This is a genomic window from Paraburkholderia sprentiae WSM5005 (assembly GCF_001865575.2).
Taxonomy (GTDB): domain Bacteria; phylum Pseudomonadota; class Gammaproteobacteria; order Burkholderiales; family Burkholderiaceae; genus Paraburkholderia; species Paraburkholderia sprentiae.
Genome location: NZ_CP017562.2, coordinates 730,899 through 748,983, shown reverse-complemented (window position 1 = coordinate 748,983; position 18,085 = coordinate 730,899). Strand labels below are relative to the sequence as shown.

Annotated in this window: 11 protein-coding genes and 1 pseudogene; 5 read left to right on the top strand and 7 right to left on the bottom strand. The window is 63.5% G+C overall.

All coding sequences use genetic code 11. The features are described 5' to 3' along the window. Positions 1–2: 2 nt before the first annotated feature. On the top strand, positions 3–320 hold the full coding sequence (locus BJG93_RS20145) for a hypothetical protein (protein ID WP_051374340.1): 318 nt from the start codon (positions 3–5) through the stop codon (positions 318–320). 32 nt (positions 321–352) lie between these two features. Here BJG93_RS20145 and BJG93_RS20140 read toward each other — a convergent pair whose 3' ends face one another. From BJG93_RS20140 to BJG93_RS20110, 7 genes and pseudogenes are all read right to left on the bottom strand, one after another. Next, entirely contained in the window at positions 353–1,024 is a 672-nt protein-coding gene (locus BJG93_RS20140) for a SagB/ThcOx family dehydrogenase (protein WP_027196051.1), read from the bottom strand. A 155-nt stretch (positions 1,025–1,179) separates the two neighbouring features. Then, positions 1,180–2,451, bottom strand: a complete 1,272-nt coding sequence (locus BJG93_RS20135) for an MFS transporter (RefSeq protein WP_027196050.1) — start codon at positions 2,449–2,451, stop codon at positions 1,180–1,182. 14 nt (positions 2,452–2,465) lie between these two features. After that, complete coding sequence (locus BJG93_RS20130) at positions 2,466–3,272, bottom strand: peptidylprolyl isomerase (RefSeq protein WP_154671782.1); 807 nt, start codon at positions 3,270–3,272, stop codon at positions 2,466–2,468. Between the two features lie 19 nt (positions 3,273–3,291). Next, positions 3,292–3,975, bottom strand: coding sequence for a respiratory nitrate reductase subunit gamma (gene narI, locus BJG93_RS20125; RefSeq protein WP_027196048.1), 684 nt, complete (start codon positions 3,973–3,975; stop codon positions 3,292–3,294). Further along, complete coding sequence (narJ, locus tag BJG93_RS20120; protein WP_051374291.1) at positions 3,968–4,720, bottom strand: nitrate reductase molybdenum cofactor assembly chaperone; 753 nt, start codon at positions 4,718–4,720, stop codon at positions 3,968–3,970. The genes narI and narJ overlap by 8 nt, the downstream gene beginning before the upstream one ends. Before the next feature lies 1 nt (position 4,721). After that, complete coding sequence (gene narH / locus BJG93_RS20115) at positions 4,722–6,248, bottom strand: nitrate reductase subunit beta (RefSeq protein WP_027196047.1); 1,527 nt, start codon at positions 6,246–6,248, stop codon at positions 4,722–4,724. Further along, positions 6,245–10,020, bottom strand: a pseudogene (locus tag BJG93_RS20110) (nitrate reductase subunit alpha). The gene narH and the pseudogene BJG93_RS20110 overlap by 4 nt, the downstream one beginning before the upstream one ends. Positions 10,021–10,343: 323 nt before the next feature. Here BJG93_RS20110 and BJG93_RS20105 point away from each other — a divergent pair. The 4 genes from BJG93_RS20105 (at position 10,344) to BJG93_RS20090 (ending at position 18,034) form a co-directional block, all read left to right on the top strand. Further along, complete coding sequence (locus BJG93_RS20105; protein WP_027196046.1) at positions 10,344–11,636, top strand: NRAMP family divalent metal transporter; 1,293 nt, start codon at positions 10,344–10,346, stop codon at positions 11,634–11,636. 212 nt (positions 11,637–11,848) lie between these two features. Then, a complete protein-coding gene (locus BJG93_RS20100) occupies positions 11,849–13,210 on the top strand; it encodes a metallophosphoesterase family protein (RefSeq protein ID WP_027196045.1) in 1,362 nt (453 codons plus the stop codon). A gap of 157 nt (positions 13,211–13,367) precedes the next feature. Continuing rightward, the gene (locus BJG93_RS20095) at positions 13,368–15,761 is read left to right on the top strand and encodes a putative bifunctional diguanylate cyclase/phosphodiesterase (RefSeq protein WP_027196044.1); all 2,394 of its coding nucleotides are present in this window, start codon (positions 13,368–13,370) and stop codon (positions 15,759–15,761) included. Between the two features lie 512 nt (positions 15,762–16,273). Then, positions 16,274–18,034 (top strand): tannase/feruloyl esterase family alpha/beta hydrolase, encoded by a 1,761-nt coding sequence (locus tag BJG93_RS20090; protein ID WP_051374290.1) that lies wholly within the window; start codon positions 16,274–16,276, stop codon positions 18,032–18,034. Positions 18,035–18,085: the final 51 nt, after the last annotated feature.

Sequence of the window (18,085 nt, the reverse complement as noted above, 5' to 3'; positions counted from 1 at the left end):
TCATGGATAGTTTGCGGTGCGAATACGACGATTGCATGGTGCTGACGCGGGCAATACGCAACTGGATCGGCCCGCAATGGCCCAACGACTGTATGCCCATCAAGGACGAAATCGGACAGCTCGTCGACCAGCTCGAAGCGGCCGGACCGCGCGACGCTGTGTTTCACGGTCGCCTCGAAAAGGCCCGCTCGCTCATCGTGCTGGGGCGATTAGCGGACGCGCTGGACTGTGTCGATACGTTACTCCCCGTTGTTCGGCAAATTGAGCGCAATCCAACGCGTGGCGCTCTACTGCCCAAGGTCCGAGCCCTCAAGCCGTAGACCACGGCAAGGCTTGACCCATCTCCAACCACTCAGGCCGCAAAGCCTACCGGGATCAGATAAACGACGGTCTGGCCGTGAGGCAGGCCGAGCTTGCGCGCCGCCGGAGCCCCGTCGACGGCGCCCACGGTCACGGCGACGAGCCCCAGCGCGACGGCCTGCAGCAGCATGTTCTGGGTCGCATGCCCGACCTCGAGATCCGCATACAGATTGGCTCTCGCGCCATACCTCTGCGATAGCCGACTCGGCTCGGCGGCCACCACGAGCAAGGCCGGAGCCGCCTCGACCGACGCCTGATCGACCGCAAGCGACCTCAGCCCGGGGCGCAGGTCCGGCGTGGTTCGCGTCTCGGCCCGGTGGTCTCGAGGCAGGTAGTGCATCACCTCGGTCGGGGTCACCACGTAAAGTTCAAGCGCGTATAAAGCACCGGCCGATGGAGCCGCGCGCTTGCCGTCCGGGCTGGTAATGCCCTGCCCGGCCCACAGCAACTGGCCGATGGCCTCGACAGGCAGCGGCTTTGGCGCGAAGCGGCGCACGGACCTGCGCCGCTCGATGGCTTCCTCGAGAGAGACCGTGCCTGTGACGTTGGGCTTAGGCAGCGCAATCTCATTGGTGTATTGCGCCTCGCTCCCCTGCGCGAGGCTGATAGAACTTTCGGCAAGCGCGCCTGCGGCCAGCGCAACCAACAGTTCACGGCGTTTCATCGGGGCACCTCCATTAGCGAAGCAACAGGCCGGCGGGCGAACCCGCGGCCAGCGCGAATCTCAGTGCTGCCGGTTTGCGGCCTCAACTTCCGCGCGGCGGTCCCGGCGAGCGGCAAAAATGCGCAGCCAACAGCTTGCGCGCAGCAAATACACGGCTATCCCACGGGGCCCGCGACCGGTGTACGGCGTACTTCCGACAGGTAGATCAGGATCAGCGAAACCCATACGATCCCGTAAAGAAACATGAAGCAGGTAGAGCGCACCCTGAAAAAATCCAGCAGGATGCCGAAGATAATCGGCAGCAGGAATCCGCCAAGGCCCCCCGCGAGCCCGACAATCCCCGTGACGACGCCCATGTTCTCCGCGAAATCGTCGGCCACGTACTTGAAGGTCGAGGCCATGCCAAACGCGAACACCCCGCCGAGCACGAAGGCCAGTGCGACAAACATATAGACAGACACCCGCAGGTGAATGCTCGCGGTGCCGTCGATCGTGTGAATCACGAAATCAGTCGGCGGATAGGAGAGCAAAAACAGGCAAATCCACGCGACCCATAGTCCCCACCAGGTCACGCTATGCGCACCGAGGCGATCGGCCAGCGCCCCGCCTACCGCTCGCAGCACCGACCCCGGCAACGAGAATCCCGCGGCGAACATGGATGCCATCACCAGCGACATCCCGTACTCCGCCTTCAGGTATTGCGGAATCCAAAGCGACAGCGCGGTGAAGCCGCCAAAGGTGATCGAGTAGTACTGGCACAACCGCCACACGTGCGGATTGCGCAGCACCTTGAACCCATCGAGCCACGAACCTTTCGTTTGCCCCGCACCCGGATCGGGCGCCGATGCAAACCAGAAGATCACGGCAGTCACGAGCAGCGCGACCGCATAGACACGCGGCACGAAACGCCAGCCATAGGCCGCCTGCAACGATGGTGTGACGAACAGGTTGACCGCGGCGCCCGCGGTGCCCGCACCGAAGAAACCCATCGCGAAGCCGCGGCGCGCTGGCGGAAAAAAGCGCGCGACATACGGCGTACCCACGGCGAACGACGCACCGACACAGCCGAGAAAAAGCCCGATCAGCAGAAACTGCCAGAGCGCCGTCGCATAGCTGACCACATACACCGGCACCGCGCAGACGACCAACAGCACAGTCATCACGAGACGGCCGCCGAAACGGTCCGTCCATGTGCCGAGGGGCAGCCGCATCAACGCCCCGGTCAGCACCGGCGTCGATGTCAGCAATCCGAACTCGGTGCTGTTCAGTTGCAGCTCGTCGCGCAACGGCACGCCGAGCACGCCGAACATCATCCAGACGACGAAACAGACGAGAAATGCGAAGGTGCTCGCGAACAGGACCGACCACGCCTTCGCCGAAACGACCGGCTCCACGGCAGATCGACCGGTACCACTCTGTACACTCATGCCAGCTCCGTCGTCTATTGAACCAGCGGTCCGTTCGCCTCGCCCAGTTCGATTCCTTCGATACGGGCACGCGACGCGAGGATCGTTACGTACTGCTGCATCGCCTTGTGCCGCACGCGCTCGTCGAGAAATTCCGCGATCTGCGCCTCGACGTCCTCGAACGCCACCGACACGCCGGCTACGCGACGCTCGATGCGCACGATGTGAAAGCCGAACCGCGTATTGACGAGGCGAGGCAGCAGGCCGGTCTCCTGGGTGTCGAACAGCGCGCGCTCGAACTCGGGCACGCTGTCGCCGCGCAGCAGCTGGCCAAGGCTGCCCCCCACCGCGCCGGACGGGCAGTTCGACACCTCGCGGGCCACGGCTTCGAAGCTATCCGGTGCGGCGAGCACCGCGCCCAGCGTCGCTTCGGCCTTGCCGCGAATCAACGCGAGCGGCGTGTGCGCGGTCACCGCGAACAGGATGTGGCTCGCGTAGACGATTTCGTTGCGGCGAAAGCGCGATGCATGGCTCGCGTAGTAGCGCTCACAGTCCGCGCGGGTCGCCGCCGGCACCGACAGTTCGCGTTGCAACAGCCGATCGAGCGCGGCGTCGTCGAGCGCGACGGCATCCTCGATCAGTTCGAGTGCGCGAGCGCGCTGCCTCAGCAACTCCCGGACCACGAGCGCGCGCCGGCTGGCTGCGAGCGGATCGGCGGCGTCGGCGTGATGGCGCGCTTCCTCGGCGAGCGCCGCGGCATCGATGGCGACGCCGTTCACGCTCAGCGTGGCAGCCGCGTTACTGTCTTCGTCCGTGCCTGCCGCGAGCCCGGAGCTCGGCATGGTGTTCATCGCGGCCGCCTCAACGCTTGCGTACCAGCTGGTACGGACGGATCAGATAGGCGAGCGAAGCGATCCCGCTCCAGATGTGGACCATCCGCGTGAACGGCGAGACGAGGAAGATCGTGAAGCCCAGCGCGATATGTAGCTGATAGGTCAGCGGCACGCCGACGAGCAGCCCCGCCACGCCCGGCCGGAACGTGACGATCCCTTTGACATAGTCGGTCAGTTGCTCGAACAACACGCCGTCCATGTGGCGCATCGACAGCGCGACGGTGCCGAGACCGAGCGCGAGCTGCACCCACAGCATCAGCACGATGGCGATGTCCCACCTGCGGCTGTTGCGGCGAATGCGCGTGTCCACCAGCCGTCGATGAATCAGGATGGTCAGGCCGACGATGGCCACGGCACCCGACACGCCGCCGGCCACCATCGCCGCGAGCTGGTGAGCCGAAGCGCTCAGGATCGGCGCCACCAGCCAGTGCGGCGCGAGAAACCCGATGAAATGGCCGAGCACCACCACGATCACGCCCCAGTGGAACAGGTTGCTGCCGAGGCGCAGCTGACCGTGCCGCAGCAGTTGCGATGAATCGCTCTTCCATGTGTACTGCTCGCGGTCGAAGCGGATCAGGCTGCCGAGCAACAGCACCACGAGGCAGATGTACGGATAGATGCCGAACAGGAACTGATGGAAGTAGTCATCCATGCCGGTTCTCCTGGGAGCGGTTGGGTGCCGGGGTCGAGCGGGCGCCATCGTCTGCACGCCGGTCGTAAAAATGGATGGGCTCCTGTGCCGGCGCGGGCGCGCCGCCGAAGCGCACCGGCTCGTCGACCCAGGCCGCGTCGAGCGCGTGATAATCAGCCGGGCCAGGCGGCGACCGCGCATCGTCTTCGCTGAGTTCGCGCGGTGTGTCGGCACCGCGGATGCCCGCGAGTGTCCCTAGCGCGCCGACCACGAAGCCGTAGGCACTGCCCCGCTTCGTCAGTTGAGTCGCGATCGATTGCAGGATCTCCGCCGTTTCCGTGAGCAATGCACGCGCTTCGTCGCGCGGCAGGCGCGACAGATATTCAAGGAACACCGGCAGATAGTCGGGCAGTTCGCCAGACGCAAGAAAGAGTCCGTGCCGCTCGTACATCTGCAACAGGTCGATCATCGCCTGGCCGCGATCGCGCGATTCGCCATGCACATGCTCGAACAGATACAGCGACGTGTTCCTGCCCCGGTCGAACTGCGCGACATAGTTCTCCTGCAGCGTCATCAGATCGCGCGCTTCGCAGTAGTCGAGGAACCGTTCGAGTCCGGCCTTCGATTCGCGCGTCAACGCACGTTCGGCATCGAGCAGTAGACGCGCCTCGGGCAGCGCGGCCAGCAACTGCTCGTCCGGATAGTCGAGCAACGCGCCGAGCACGGCGTAAGCGACTCCGGGCGGTGTCGCGCCAGTCGATTTCATGTCAAGGCTCCTGCCGGATGGGGATCGTGCGACGGCCCTTCTTCGTGCTGAACAGGCTCGCTTCCGACTTGCCGTCCGAACAGCCGTTGCCGAACGAGAAGCCGCATGACGAACGCAGGTCGAACGCGTCTTCCGCATACTCGCGATGCGCGGTCGGAATCACGAAGCGGTCTTCGTAGTTGGCGATCGCCAGATAGCGGTACATGTCCTCGACCTGGGCGACCGTCAAGCCGGCCTGGGTCAGCACGCCAGGCACCTCGAGCTGGTCGACATGACGGGCGCGCATGAAGGCGCGCATGGCCAGCAGCCGTTCGAGCGCCAGCTTGACGGGCTCTTCCTTGCCGGCGGTCAACAGGTTGGCCAGATAACGCAGCGGGATGCGCAGCGCGTCGACATCGGGCAGATATCCATTCATGCCGAGCTCGCCGCTGTTGGCCGCCGCGTTGATCGGCGACAGCGGCGGCACGTACCACACCATCGGCAGCGTGCGGAATTCCGGATGCAGCGGAAAGGCGATTTTCCAGTCGATCGCCATCTTGTAGACGGGCGAGCGCCGCGCACCGTCGATCCACGCTGCCGGCACGCCATCGCGCTCGGCCTGGGCGACGACCTGCGGATCGTGCGGGTCGAGAAACAGCGAGAGCTGCGCTTCATACAGATCGTGTTCCTCTTCGACGCTGGCGGCCTCGCTGATGCGATCCGCATCGTAAAGCAGCACGCCCAGATAGCGGATGCGGCCGACGCAGGTTTCCGAGCAGACCGTCGGCTGCCCGACTTCGATGCGCGGATAGCAGAAGATGCACTTCTCCGCCTTGCCGGTCTGCCAGTTGAAGTAGATCTTCTTGTACGGGCAGCCGGACACGCACATGCGCCAGCCGCGGCACTTGTCCTGATCGATCAGCACGATGCCGTCCTCTTCGCGCTTGTAAATCGACCCCGACGGGCACGACGCGACACAGCTCGGATTCAGGCAGTGCTCGCACAGGCGCGGCAGGTACATCATGAAGGTGTTTTCGAACTGCCCGTAGATGTCCTTCTGCACGTTCTCGAAGTTGTAGTCTTTCGAGCGCTTCTCGAACTCGCCGCCGAGAATCTCCTCCCAGTTCGGCCCCCATTCGATCTTCTCGAGCCGCTCGCCGCTGATCAGCGAGCGCGGCCGCGCGACCGGCATGGCTTTCGTATCGCCCGACTCATGCAGGTTCGCGTAGTCGAAGGTGAAGGGCTCGTAGTAATCGTCGATCTCCGGCAAACGCGGATTGGCGAAGATCTGGGCAAGCAGCCGCCATTTGTTGCCCAGGCGCGGCTCGATCTTGCCGTCGCTGCGGCGCGTCCAGCCGCCGCGCCAGCGCTCCTGGTTCTCCCAGTCCTTCGGATAGCCGATGCCGGGCTTGGTCTCGACGTTGTTGAACCACGCGTATTCCATGCCCTCGCGGCTCGTCCAGACGTTCTTGCAAGTCACCGAGCACGTATGGCAGCCAATGCACTTGTCGAGGTTGAGCACCATCGCGATCTGCGCGCGCACTTTCATGATGCTTCTCCTTGCCGCAATGGCTGGACGGGCGGGCTCATGGTGAGAGGCGGCGTGTCGTCGAGCCAGTCGATGTGCTTCATCTTGCGCACGATCAGGAACTCGTCACGGTTGGACCCCACCGTGCCGTAGTAGTTGAAGCCATACGCGAGCTGCGCATAGCCGCCGATCATATGCGTCGGCTTCAGCGCCACGCGGGTGACCGAATTGTGAATGCCGCCGCGGGTGCCGGTGATTTCCGAGCCGGGCGTGTTCACGATCTTCTCCTGGGCGTGATACATCATCACCATGCCGCGCGGCACCCGCTGGCTGACCACGGCGCGCGCGCACAGGGCGCCGTTCGCGTTGTAGCACTCGATCCAGTCGTTATCGACCAGCCCGATCGCCTGCGCATCGGCTTCCGAGAGCCATACGATCGGCCCTCCGCGCGACAGCGTGAGCATCAGCAGGTTGTCGGTGTAGGTGCTATGGATGCCCCACTTCTGGTGCGGCGTAATGAAATTCAGCACGATCTCTGGGTTGCCGTTCGAGCGCGCCCCTGCCATGTGCTCGTAGCTGCCGGTTTCGATCGGCGGCTTGTAGACACACAACGATTCGCCGAACGCGCGCATCCACAGATGATCCTGATAGAGCTGCTGGCGGCCGCTCAGCGTACGCCACGGAATCAGCTCGTGCACGTTGGTATAACCCGCGTTGTACGACACGTGTTCCGATTCGATGCCGCTCCAGGTCGGCGACGAGATGATCTTCGCGGCTGGGCCTGGATGTCGCGAAAGCGGATTTTTTCGTCGGCACGCGCATCGGCCAGATGCGCGTGTTCGATACCGGTCATCGCGGTCACCGCGCTCCAGGCCTTGACGGCCACCGCGCCGTTGGTCTCCGGCGCGAGCGACAGAATGACCTCGGCGGCGTCGAGCGCCGTGTCGATGCGCGGACGGCCCTTCGCGCAGCCCGCGTCGGCGACCCGGTAGTTGAGGTCCCCGAGCAGCGCGACCTCGTCCTTCGTATCCCAACTGACGCCTTTGCCGCCGTTGCCGAGTTTGTCCATCAACGGTCCGAGCGAGGTGAACTTCGCGTACGTGGCGGGGTAGTCGCGCTCGACCACCAGCACCGAGGGCATGGTCTTGCCGGGCACCGGCTCGCATTCGCCGCGCTTCCAGTCCTGCACGTCGAACGGCTGGGCAAGTTCGGCCGGGCTGTCATGCGCGATCGGCGCGAGCACGATGTCGCGTTCGACGCCGAGGTGGCCCTCGCTCAGCTCCGAGAACCGCTTGGCGATGCCCTTGAAGATCTCCCAGTCGCTTTTCGACTGCCAGGCCGGATCGACGGCCGCCGACAGCGGGTGAATGAACGGGTGCATGTCCGACGTGTTCATGTCGTCCTTTTCGTACCACGTCGCGGTAGGCAGCACGACGTCGGAATACATGCAGGTGGTCGACATGCGGAAATCGAGCGTGACGAGCAGGTCCAGCTTGCCGCGCGGCGCCTCGTCGTGCCAGGCGATCTCTTCGGGACGCGGATGGCCGGACTTCACCACTTCTTCGCCCTGCACGCCGTTGATCGTGCCGAGCAGATGCTTCAGAAAATATTCGTGCCCCTTGCCCGACGAACCCAGCAGATTCGAGCGCCAGACGAACAGGTTGCGCGGGAAATTGTCGGGATGGTCCGGGTCCTCGCAGGCCATGCGCAGGCTGCCGGACTTCAGATCGCGCACGACCGTTGCCGCGGCTTGCGCCGGGTCGTTCAGCGCGCGCCCGTAATCGAGCGGGTTGACGGCCAGTTGCGGCGCGGACGGCAGCCACCCCATGCGCTCGGCGCGCACGTTGTAGTCGATCGGCGCGCCATGAAAGCGGGACGCGTCCGCCAGCGGCGACAGCAGTGCGGTAGGGTTCATCGGGTCGTAGCGCCACTGGTCGGTATGCGCATAGAAGAACGATGTCGCGTTCATATGGCGCGGCGGGCGATGCCAGTCCAGCGCGAAGGCAAGCGCGGTCCAACCCGTTTGCGGGCGCAATTTTTCCTGACCGACATAGTGTGACCAGCCGCCGCCCGACTTGCCGACGCAGCCGCACATGATCAGCATGTTGATGATCGCGCGATACGACATGTCCATGTGGAACCAGTGATTGATCCCGGCGCCGATGATCACCATCGACTTGCCCTGTGTCTTATGCGCGTTCTCCGCGAACTGGCGCGCCACCGAGATCACATCCGCGCGCTTGACACCCGTGATCGCTTCCTGCCATGCCGGCGTGTACGGCAAATCGTCGTCGTAGTCCCTCGCGATGTGCTCGCCGCCGAGCCCCTGGTCGAGCCCATAGTTGGCCACGAAGAGGTCGTGGACCGTAGCGACGAGCATCTCGCCATTCCGCGTCGCGATCCTGCGCACGCCGATCTTGCGCGACAGTTGCGACCCATGCGTGGTGTGATGGAAATGCGGGTGCGCGATATTGCCGAAATACGGAAACAGCACGGCGACCACGTCATCATGCGCATTGGCGAGCGAAAGCCGTGGCATGAGCGGCTCGCCTGTGGCCGCTTCGGATTTCAGGTTCCATTTGCCCTGGTCCTCGCCTTCCTTTTGTCCCCAGCGAAAGCCCACGGAGCCGAGCGGCACGACGAATTCATTGCTCGCCGCGTCGATCATCACGGTCTTCCATTCCGCATTATTGGCCTGACCGAGCGCGTCGTCGAAGTCCGACGCGCGCACGAGCCGTTCGGGCACATAGGCGTCGCCGTGCGGCACGAGGCGCACCAGACACGGCATGTCGGTGAAACGCCGGCAGTAGTCGACGAAGTAGTCGCTTTTGCCGGTCAGGTGGAATTCCTTCAGGATTACGTGGCCCATCGCGAGCGCGAGCGCCGCGTCGGTGCCTTGCTTCGGATGCAGCCAGATGTCGCCGAACTTGGCGCCTTCCGCGTAGTCGGGAAAGATGGAGACGATCTTGGCGCCCTTGTAGCGCACTTCCGTCATGAAATGCGCGTCCGGCGTGCGCGTCTGCGGAACGTTCGACCCCCACATCACGATGAACGTCGAGTTGTACCAGTCCGCCGATTCCGGCACGTCGGTCTGCTCGCCCCAGGTCTGCGGAGACGCAGGCGGCAGATCGCAATACCAATCGTAGAAGCTCAGGCAAACGCCGCCGATCAGCGAAAGGTAACGCGAACCCGCCGCGTAAGAGACCATCGACATCGCCGGGATCGGCGAAAAGCCGACCACCCGATCGGGTCCATGCTGTTTGACCGTATAGACGTTGGCGGCCGCGACGATTTCGTTGACTTCGTCCCATGTGGAACGAATGAAGCCGCCAAGGCCCCGGCGGCTCTGATAGCCGCGCCGCGCGGCCTCGTCGGTAACGATCGACTGCCAGGCTTGCACCGGTTCCAGCGAAACGCGGCGCTCGCGCCAGAGCTTGACGAGCGCACTGCGCACGAGCGGGTATTTCAGGCGGTTGGCGCTATAGAGGTACCACGAATAGGATGCGCCGCGCGAGCATCCGCGTGGCTCGTGATTGGGCATGTCCGGCCGGGTGCGAGGATAGTCCGTCTGCTGCGTTTCCCACGTGACGATGCCGCCCTTCACATAGATCTTCCACGAGCAGGACCCCGTGCAATTCACTCCATGAGTTGAGCGAACTATCTTGTCGTGCTGCCAGCGCTGGCGGTAAGCATTCTCCCATTGCCGGTCTTCGTCTGTGACAGCACCATGACCATCCGAAAACTGGGGACGGGGGGCCGTGAAGTAACGCAACCTGTCCAGAAAGTGGCTCATATGCGTCCTGCCTCTATCGGATTGGGCCGGTGCAAGCTCGCCTCGATGCCCCGGCACTGAAGCACTTCAACGCCAAACTTCCATGATGACACGCAACGATTCCGCCTCAATCGGACTTTGGTCCTACAGCCGCCGGGCGCAGGGGCCGGCGACATGCGTTGTTCGCGCTGTCCGAGCCGCTCGCGGAGTTGCCGGGTTGGCGGCTGCGCATCGCCCGTCAAGCGCGTCCATTATCCGCAGCCGACTCCCGCTTGCCAAGCCTGACAACGCTGGCAGGGACACCGGGCCCGCGATTTGCTTGACGTTGCCGCGAGGAGACATACATGAACGACGAAAAATTGATCGAGCCCGAATCGGAAGTTCGCGACCCCGTCGAGCGATCCTGGATCAAACGGCTAGGCCCTGGCCTCGTCACAGGCGCCGCGGATGACGATCCGTCCGGGATCGGCACGTATTCGCAGGCCGGCGCGCAGTTCGGATTCAACCTTCTGTGGGTGGTCCTGATCACCTATCCGTTGATGACCGCGATACAACTGGTGAGCGCACAGATCGGCCGGGTGACCGGCAAAGGTCTCGCGTCCAACATGCGCGCGCACTACCCGCCATGGCTGCTGTACGGCGCGGTCGCCCTGCTCGTCATCGCAAACGTGATCAACATCGCGGCTGATCTGTCGGCGATGGGCGCCGCAGTCGGTTTGCTGCTGCCAGGGCCGCAGCACGTGTACGTGGTCGGCCTCGGTGTCTTTTCCGTCGTTCTGCAGATTTTTGTCCCGTACGACACGTATGCGCGCATGCTGAAGTGGACCGCCCTATCGCTGCTCGCGTACGTCGCGGTCGCATTCATCGTTCCGATTTCCTGGAGTGAGGTTGCACGCGCCATCGTCTTGCCGCGCGTTTCCCTCACGTCGGGCTATCTGACCATGATCGTCGCGGTGCTGGGCACGACGATCAGTCCATATCTGTTCTTCTGGCAGGCGTCGCAGGAAGTCGAGGAAATGCGCTCGGCACCGAGGCAGGCTCCGTTGCGTCAGGTACCGTACCAGGCGCCCGCACAGTTACGAAGGATCCGTTTCGATACGTGGGTCGGCATGGGGGTCTCCAACTTCGTCGCATTCTTCATCATGTTGACGGCGGCGGCAACGCTTCATGCGCATCACATCGATGTCAAAACCTCCGCTGATGCCGCTCGCGCGCTCGAGCCTTTTGCCGGGCGTTTCGCTTACATGCTGTTTGCGCTCGGCATCGTCGCCACCGGCCTGCTCGCGCTTCCGGTCCTCGCGGGCTCGGCCGCCTACGCCGCGGCGGGCAGCTTTCGCTGGCGCAGCAGTCTCGCGTTGCATCTGACGCTGGCGCGGCAATTTTATGCGGTGATCGCCCTGGCTATCCTCGGCGGTGTGGCCATCACCTTCATGCATTTCGACCCGATCCGCGCGCTGTACTGGAGCGCGGTGATCAATGGCGTTACCGCGGTGCCGATCATGATCATCATGATGTTGATGGCCCGAAGCCGGCGGGTCATGGGACAGTTCGCCGTCAAGGGCATACTGGCCTGGGGAGGCTGGCTGGCAACGCTCGCCATGGCGCTGGCGGCAATCGGCGTGTTCGTGCCGTCGTAACGAATACGCGCTACCGCGAACCCGGCTTTCGCACGCAACGGCGGTACGGCGCAATTCGCGCCGCATGCGTTGCACAACGGCAACCGGATCTGAACTTCCTCGCGTTGCGTTCGTCTGAACGGTGCATCCGGCTAGGGCCGGCGCCGTCACCTGCTGATGGTGTGCCGGCAACCGCGTGGCCGCACTCGTTCGACGATCAAGGAGGATCGGACATGCCGAAGAAGCGTTCAGACGACTCGACAGCCGCACGCGGCAACCACACCGGCAGGATTCTCGCCGCGCCCGTTTTCTCGCAGCCGCAGCCCACGCCGGATCCGCAAACTTTCGTGGTCAGGCATGCATCGGATGCGGCCGCCTACAAGGTCATCGACGAACTGAACCGCGAGCACAAGCTGAAGGCGCTGCCGTTTCCCGCGCCGCGCGGCGGCACCGAGCCCCGGCTGACGTTCGCGGAGGTGGTCGACAACAACCAGACGCTGGTCGACGGCATCACCGCGAGCGGACAGATCGTGTTTCACGCCACCGGCGATTGCGGCAGTACCAAAGGTCCGTCTACCCAGAACGAAGTAGCGGACAAGATGGTCAGCGACTTCGACGAAGCGGATCCCGCGGAGGTGCCGCAATTCAACTTTCTGCTGGGCGACATCGTCTACAGCTTTGGCGAAGCGCAGTACTACTACGATCAGTTCTATGAGCCGTATCGGGACTATCATGCGCCGATTCTCGCCGCCGCCGGCAACCACGACGGCATGGTTTCGCCGTTGAAGCACGAGAAAAGCCTGCAGGCGTTTCTTAGGAACTTCTGCTCCGACTGCTTCCAGGTCTCTCCTGATGCCGGCCATCTGTCACGCACGGCACAAATTCAGCCGGGCGTTTTCTTTACGTTCGAGGCGCCGTTCGTGCGCATCATTGCGTTGTACAGCAATACGCTCGAGGATCCCGGTGTGATCGCAGACCGTCACATCGGCAATAGCCAGTTGAAGTTCCTGAAAGCGGCGTTATTACGGGTGAAGAAAGAGAACTATCGAGGCGCCCTGCTTTTCGCGCATCATCATCCTCCCTATGTGGCGCGCGGCCGTCATGGCTGGAGCGTCGACATGCAACAGCAGATCGATACCGTCTGCAACGAGGTCGGCATATGGCCGCATGCGGACCTCGCGGGACACGCGCACAACTATCAGCGCTTTACGCGAACCCGTTCGGATGGCACCCACATCCCTTACATCGTGTGTGGCAACGGCGGTCATGCGGTGCAACGACTCACCACCAACGGACAGCCGCCCCTTCGCGCGCCGCAGCTGATGCAGGCAGCATCGAAAGACACGGACGCCGTCGTCCTCGAAAACTACGACGACCGCAACTTCGGCTATTTACGGCTCATCGCCAACGCCAGACAGTTGCGTATCGAATACCATTCCGCCGTTGACGGGCCCAACACCAAAGCACCCGACGATCACGTGACTATCGATCTGGCCACCCGGCAGGTGGCTCACTACGTCGCTCGCGACTTCGGCCTACCCGCTCTGGCGGACAGCATTCGTCAGTTCGCGCAGGTCAAGCCTCGCAAAGGCTGAACGCTGATAGGCGCGCATTCCGACACCCCATCTGTAGCGCTGCGCGCTTCCGTCGTCGCTCCATGCGTTAAAGATTCAGGGATTCATACCGTAATATGCAAGATGGGGCGGCAACTAGCGTTCGGGCTGCCGCTTAACCAGGCAGTCGGAGAACAGCGTGAGATCCAAAGCGGCATGGCGGCCAAAGAAGACCAACCCGATCGAGTCCCGGGTCGATAGCGACGCACACGCCAATGGTTGGTCAGCGCGCAACCAGCAGTTTCTTTCCTATTTCCTGTCGCGGTTCGGTCAACGCAGGGCCGTACCGGTAACGAGTCTGCTGATTGCCACGTCTGCCGGCGTTGGCATAGGCGCTCTCGTGAACCAGGCAGTCAGCGAAGCGCCGATTACCGTTCGTCTCGCGCTGTCGATGGTGTCAGGTGTCGCCGGCCTTGCGCTGGTTCGTCGAAAACTCGCCTTTGATCACGCCCAGCACAGTGCCGCCATCGCACTGGCAGGCGGGCTTCTGCATGCGAATCGCGACTGCCTGAAAGTGCTCTCGAAAGACGGAAAAATGCTGCGCGTGTCGGAGCATGGCGCCGTGTTGATGGAGGCGGAGTCACCAGAGCAACTCGCCGGCGCGGACTGGCTCGAGTTCTGGACCGGTGAGGACCGCACGGCGGCCGAGAAAGCGTTGGCGGACGCCCTGTCTGGAAGCAGTTCGTCTTTCACTGGAAGCTGCGCGACGACGAAGGGGCGCACCAAATGGTGGAACTCCACACTCACGCCGGTGAGAGGAGAGAACGGCGCGGTGGACGCGCTGCTGTGTGCGTCAGAGGATGTCACGCAACAATCGGAGCTGTTGAAAACACTCCGCGAACGCGACGAGCTGATGCACGAGATGGAATTGCATGTCCGGCTCGTGTTCTATTCGTATAGCTCGCATTTTGAACGCTGTCATCATGTCAGCGCGGGTGTCGAGAGCGTGTTCGGCATTACGCCTGAAGAGCTCAGCAACAGGCCTTCAGCGTGGCTCGATCTCGTGGTGCCCGAGGACCGCGAGCCTGTGCTCGCCGAAATGAACCGCATCGCGTCCGAAGTGGCGGAGGGTCGCTTCGAATACCGCATCCGCCGCCCCGATGGTTGCCTGCGCTGGATCAGAAGCACGGCTTATCCCGTGCGCGATGGCGCCGCAAACGTGGTGCGCATCGTCGGTGTCAGCGAGGACGTCACGCTGGAACAGGAACGCCTCGCGGCGCTTGACCATTTGGCCTACACCGATGGGCTGACCGGCTTGGCTAACCGCAGCGCGCTGATCCGCCACATGAAGACGCTTTGCAGGCAGAACGTCGCCTTCGGCCTCATGTTCGTCGACCTCGACCGCTTCAAGGTCCTCAACGATACCTTGGGCCATACGGCCGCTGACCGTCTGCTGCAGGACGTCGCCAAAGCCATTCAGGGAGCGCTTCGCCCCGATTCCTGCGTCGCGCGCCTCGGCGGAGACGAGTTCGCGGTCATCGTCAGGGGCGACAGCGACAGGGCCTCGTTGGCAAGGTTGGCGCAGTCTCTTCTCAACCTGTTTTCAAGCGACGCCAAGGACCTCGCCGCGCCATTCGTGACGGCGTCGATCGGCATATCGATCTTTCCTGAGCATGGCTGCGAGCACGAGGCGCTGCTGACGAGCGCGGATATCGCGATGTATGCGGCGAAAAAAGGCGGCCGCAACGGCTTCCGCTTCGCCGACGAAGCGTCAAGCGACGTGCTCGGCGATTTCGAACTGGAGCGCAATCTGCCAACCGCGCTCGCGTCCGACCAATTCATCCTCCATTTCCAGGGCATTCATGAGCCGGCATCTTTGGCTGTGAAAGGCGTCGAAGCACTGGTTCGATGGAATCATCCCGCGCGAGGGCTAGTGGGTCCCGGCAGCTTCATCCCGATCCTGGAAGAAAGCGGGTTCATCGTCGAAGTCGGGGCGTGGGTCATGGACGCGGCGCTCGCTCAACTGGCCGTCTGGCAGGCCGCCGGCAAAAAAGAGCTGTCGATGTCGGTGAACGTGTCCGCGTGCCAGCTCAGGGATGACTCGCTTGTCGCGATAGTCGACCAGGCGCTGCGAAAACACCGAGTGCCGCCGCGCTGCCTGCAAATCGAACTGACCGAAAGCGCGTTGATGCAAAACCCTACTCTCGCGCAAGCAACGCTGATGGCGCTCAAGCGCCTTGGCGTGCGCATCGCCATCGACGATTTTGGAACCGGGTATTCGAGCCTGCGTTATCTGGCCGATTTCTCGCCGGACATCGTCAAGATCGACCGTTCATTCACGGCAAGACTGGGCCGCGACGCGGCGGCCGCATCGATCGTCCGGGGCATCATTCAGATGTCGCACGAACTCGGCATCAAAGTGACCGCTGAAGGTGTCGAAACGAATCAACAGCTGCATGCGCTGCGCGACGCAGGATGCGACTACGTGCAAGGGTACCTTTTGACCAAGCCGATGAATGCGGAGAATCTGGTCCACTGCGAGAACTCCGTGCCCTTGTCCGCAGCGGGAGCAGCCAGCTACCGCGCCTACTGACAAACGTCGAATCGTGCGTGTTACGCGGCGCTCATCCGGCAGACGGAGATTTCTCGTTGGATATCCGCGGGCTTGCCGTATGACGGGCAACCGCCGCCGCGATCAGCTTTGAACACCCCTTTGCCGTCAGTCTTACCTGCACGACGGCGGTGATGCGGTGCCTATTCCCGATTCCATCCTACGCGGCTTCGCAGTGTCGAGCGAGTACGACGATCTGGCGTGCCCGCGATGGCAATTCGGCGCGTGTTGCGTGACTGAGCGTCTATGATGAATAGGTTGATTTTGGCCGACCGGTACCACATCGACAGGCCGATGAAAGACTTCTACCAACAAGTTCCGTTATACGGTGTCGGGCGGTATGGCGCGCAACGCGCTCATGGCGTTGAACACGCGGTGCCGCGCTGTTGACTAAAACAACGAAGATCAAAAGGTCATGGGTGCGTTGCGGCAAAGAGGGCTGATGCCGCGACGTCCGATGCCGTCTCCAGCCCTCATTGGAAGGAGACACGGCGATGAACTCGAGCAGAGGACTGTGGCACGCGCGCGGGCGCGTGCCGTCGTGGGTGGGGGCGTGCTGTGTGCTGGCGCTATGCGCGCTGTGGAGCCACGCCGCGTACGCGGATTCGCACAGGGGCCGATGCGAGGGCGAGGCATGCGCAAAGCACGAACCGCCACGCCGGTCGAAACTCGACTGCCCGAATCTGAATGGCTTGGCCATCCCTGCCCGCGCGATCGGCCTGCCGACGACAGGCGCCGTCGTCACGTCGACGACACCGGTGGCGGCGAGCGGCAGCGGCGCGACGGCTACCGGGCCATACTGCCTCGTGGCCGGCGCGATTCATCCGGTCGACCCGTCCGCGCCTGACATCCTGTTCAACGTCGCATTACCGGACCAGTGGAACGGCAAGATCCTGATGCTCGGCGGCGGTGGTTTCGACGGCTCGATTCCCGCGATCACCGGCAACGTGCCGAGCGCGCCGACCGATCTGCCGGGACCGTTGTCGCGGGGGTACGCGGTGTTCGCGAGCGATTCCGGGCACGAGGCGACCAACGGTGGGGTGAACGGCGCGTTCTCGGTCAACGCCGAAGCCTACGACAACTTCATGGGCGCAGCGCTGAAGAAAACGCATGACGCCTCGCTGGTGATCATCGACGCGCATTACGGCACGCATCCGCACGAGGCGTATTTCGCGGGCGGCTCGACCGGCGGGCGCGAGGCGCTGACCGTCGCGCAGCGCTGGCCGAAGGACTGGGACGGCATTATCGCGTTCTACCCCGCGTACGACTTCACGACGCTGAGCCTTCAGCAATTGCGCGTGACCGAAGGCTTCGCGGCGCCCGGCGCGTACCCCGATACCGCACAGCGCGCGCTGCTGCTCAAAGCGGTGATGCAGGCTTGCGACGGGCTCGATGGCGTCGTCGACGGGCTCATCGGCAATGTGCAGGCGTGCAATGCGACGTTCGACCCGGCGACGGCCCGCGTCGACGGTAAGCCTTTGCGTTGCGCCGGCGGTATTGCGCGCGGCGACACGTGTCTGTCGGACCGGCAAATCGCGGCACTGAATACGATGAACACGCCGCTCGTGTTTGCGTATCCGCTCGACAGCGGCGAAACGCTGTATCCCGGCTATAACGTGTATGGCGCCGATCTCGGCGTGGGCAGCAGTTCACCGCTCGAAGGCATCGTCACGACGCTCGCGCTCGGCACGACGCAGCCGTCGTATCCGCTGCAAAGCACCGCGATGTTCGACGGTCAGATCGCCGACGACTTCGTCCGCTATACGGTGATGGACAACCCGAACGCCGACTCGCTCAGGTACGACCCCGCGCTTGCCGGCCGATGGTCGGGACGCGTCAGCATGCTGTCGGGGCTCGACGCGACCAACGCGGACCTGACACCCTTCAGGCGGCGCGGCGGCAAACTGCTGATGGCGCACGGCACCGTCGATCAGACCGTCAGCACGCGGGCAACCGAGATTTACTATCAGCGCATGCTGGTGACGATGGGCTTTGGCGCAGTCGGGTCGTTCGCGCGCTTCTATGAGATTCCGGGGCTCCAGCACGCGGTCGGCACCGAGTTCAATGCGTCGTGGGACTCGCTGACGACGCTGGAGAACTGGGTCGAGCACGGCACGCCGCCGGTGCATCAGGTGGTCACCGATACGGAGGGCGTGCCGGGACGCACGCGGCCGCTTTGCCAGTATCCGGCGTGGCCCAGCTATAACGGCGCGGGCGATGTGAATAGCGCGGCGTCGTTCACCTGCGTGCAGTGAAAGCGCTCATGGAGAGGCTTGCCGCCTCTTCATTGAACCGTGCTCGCGCGC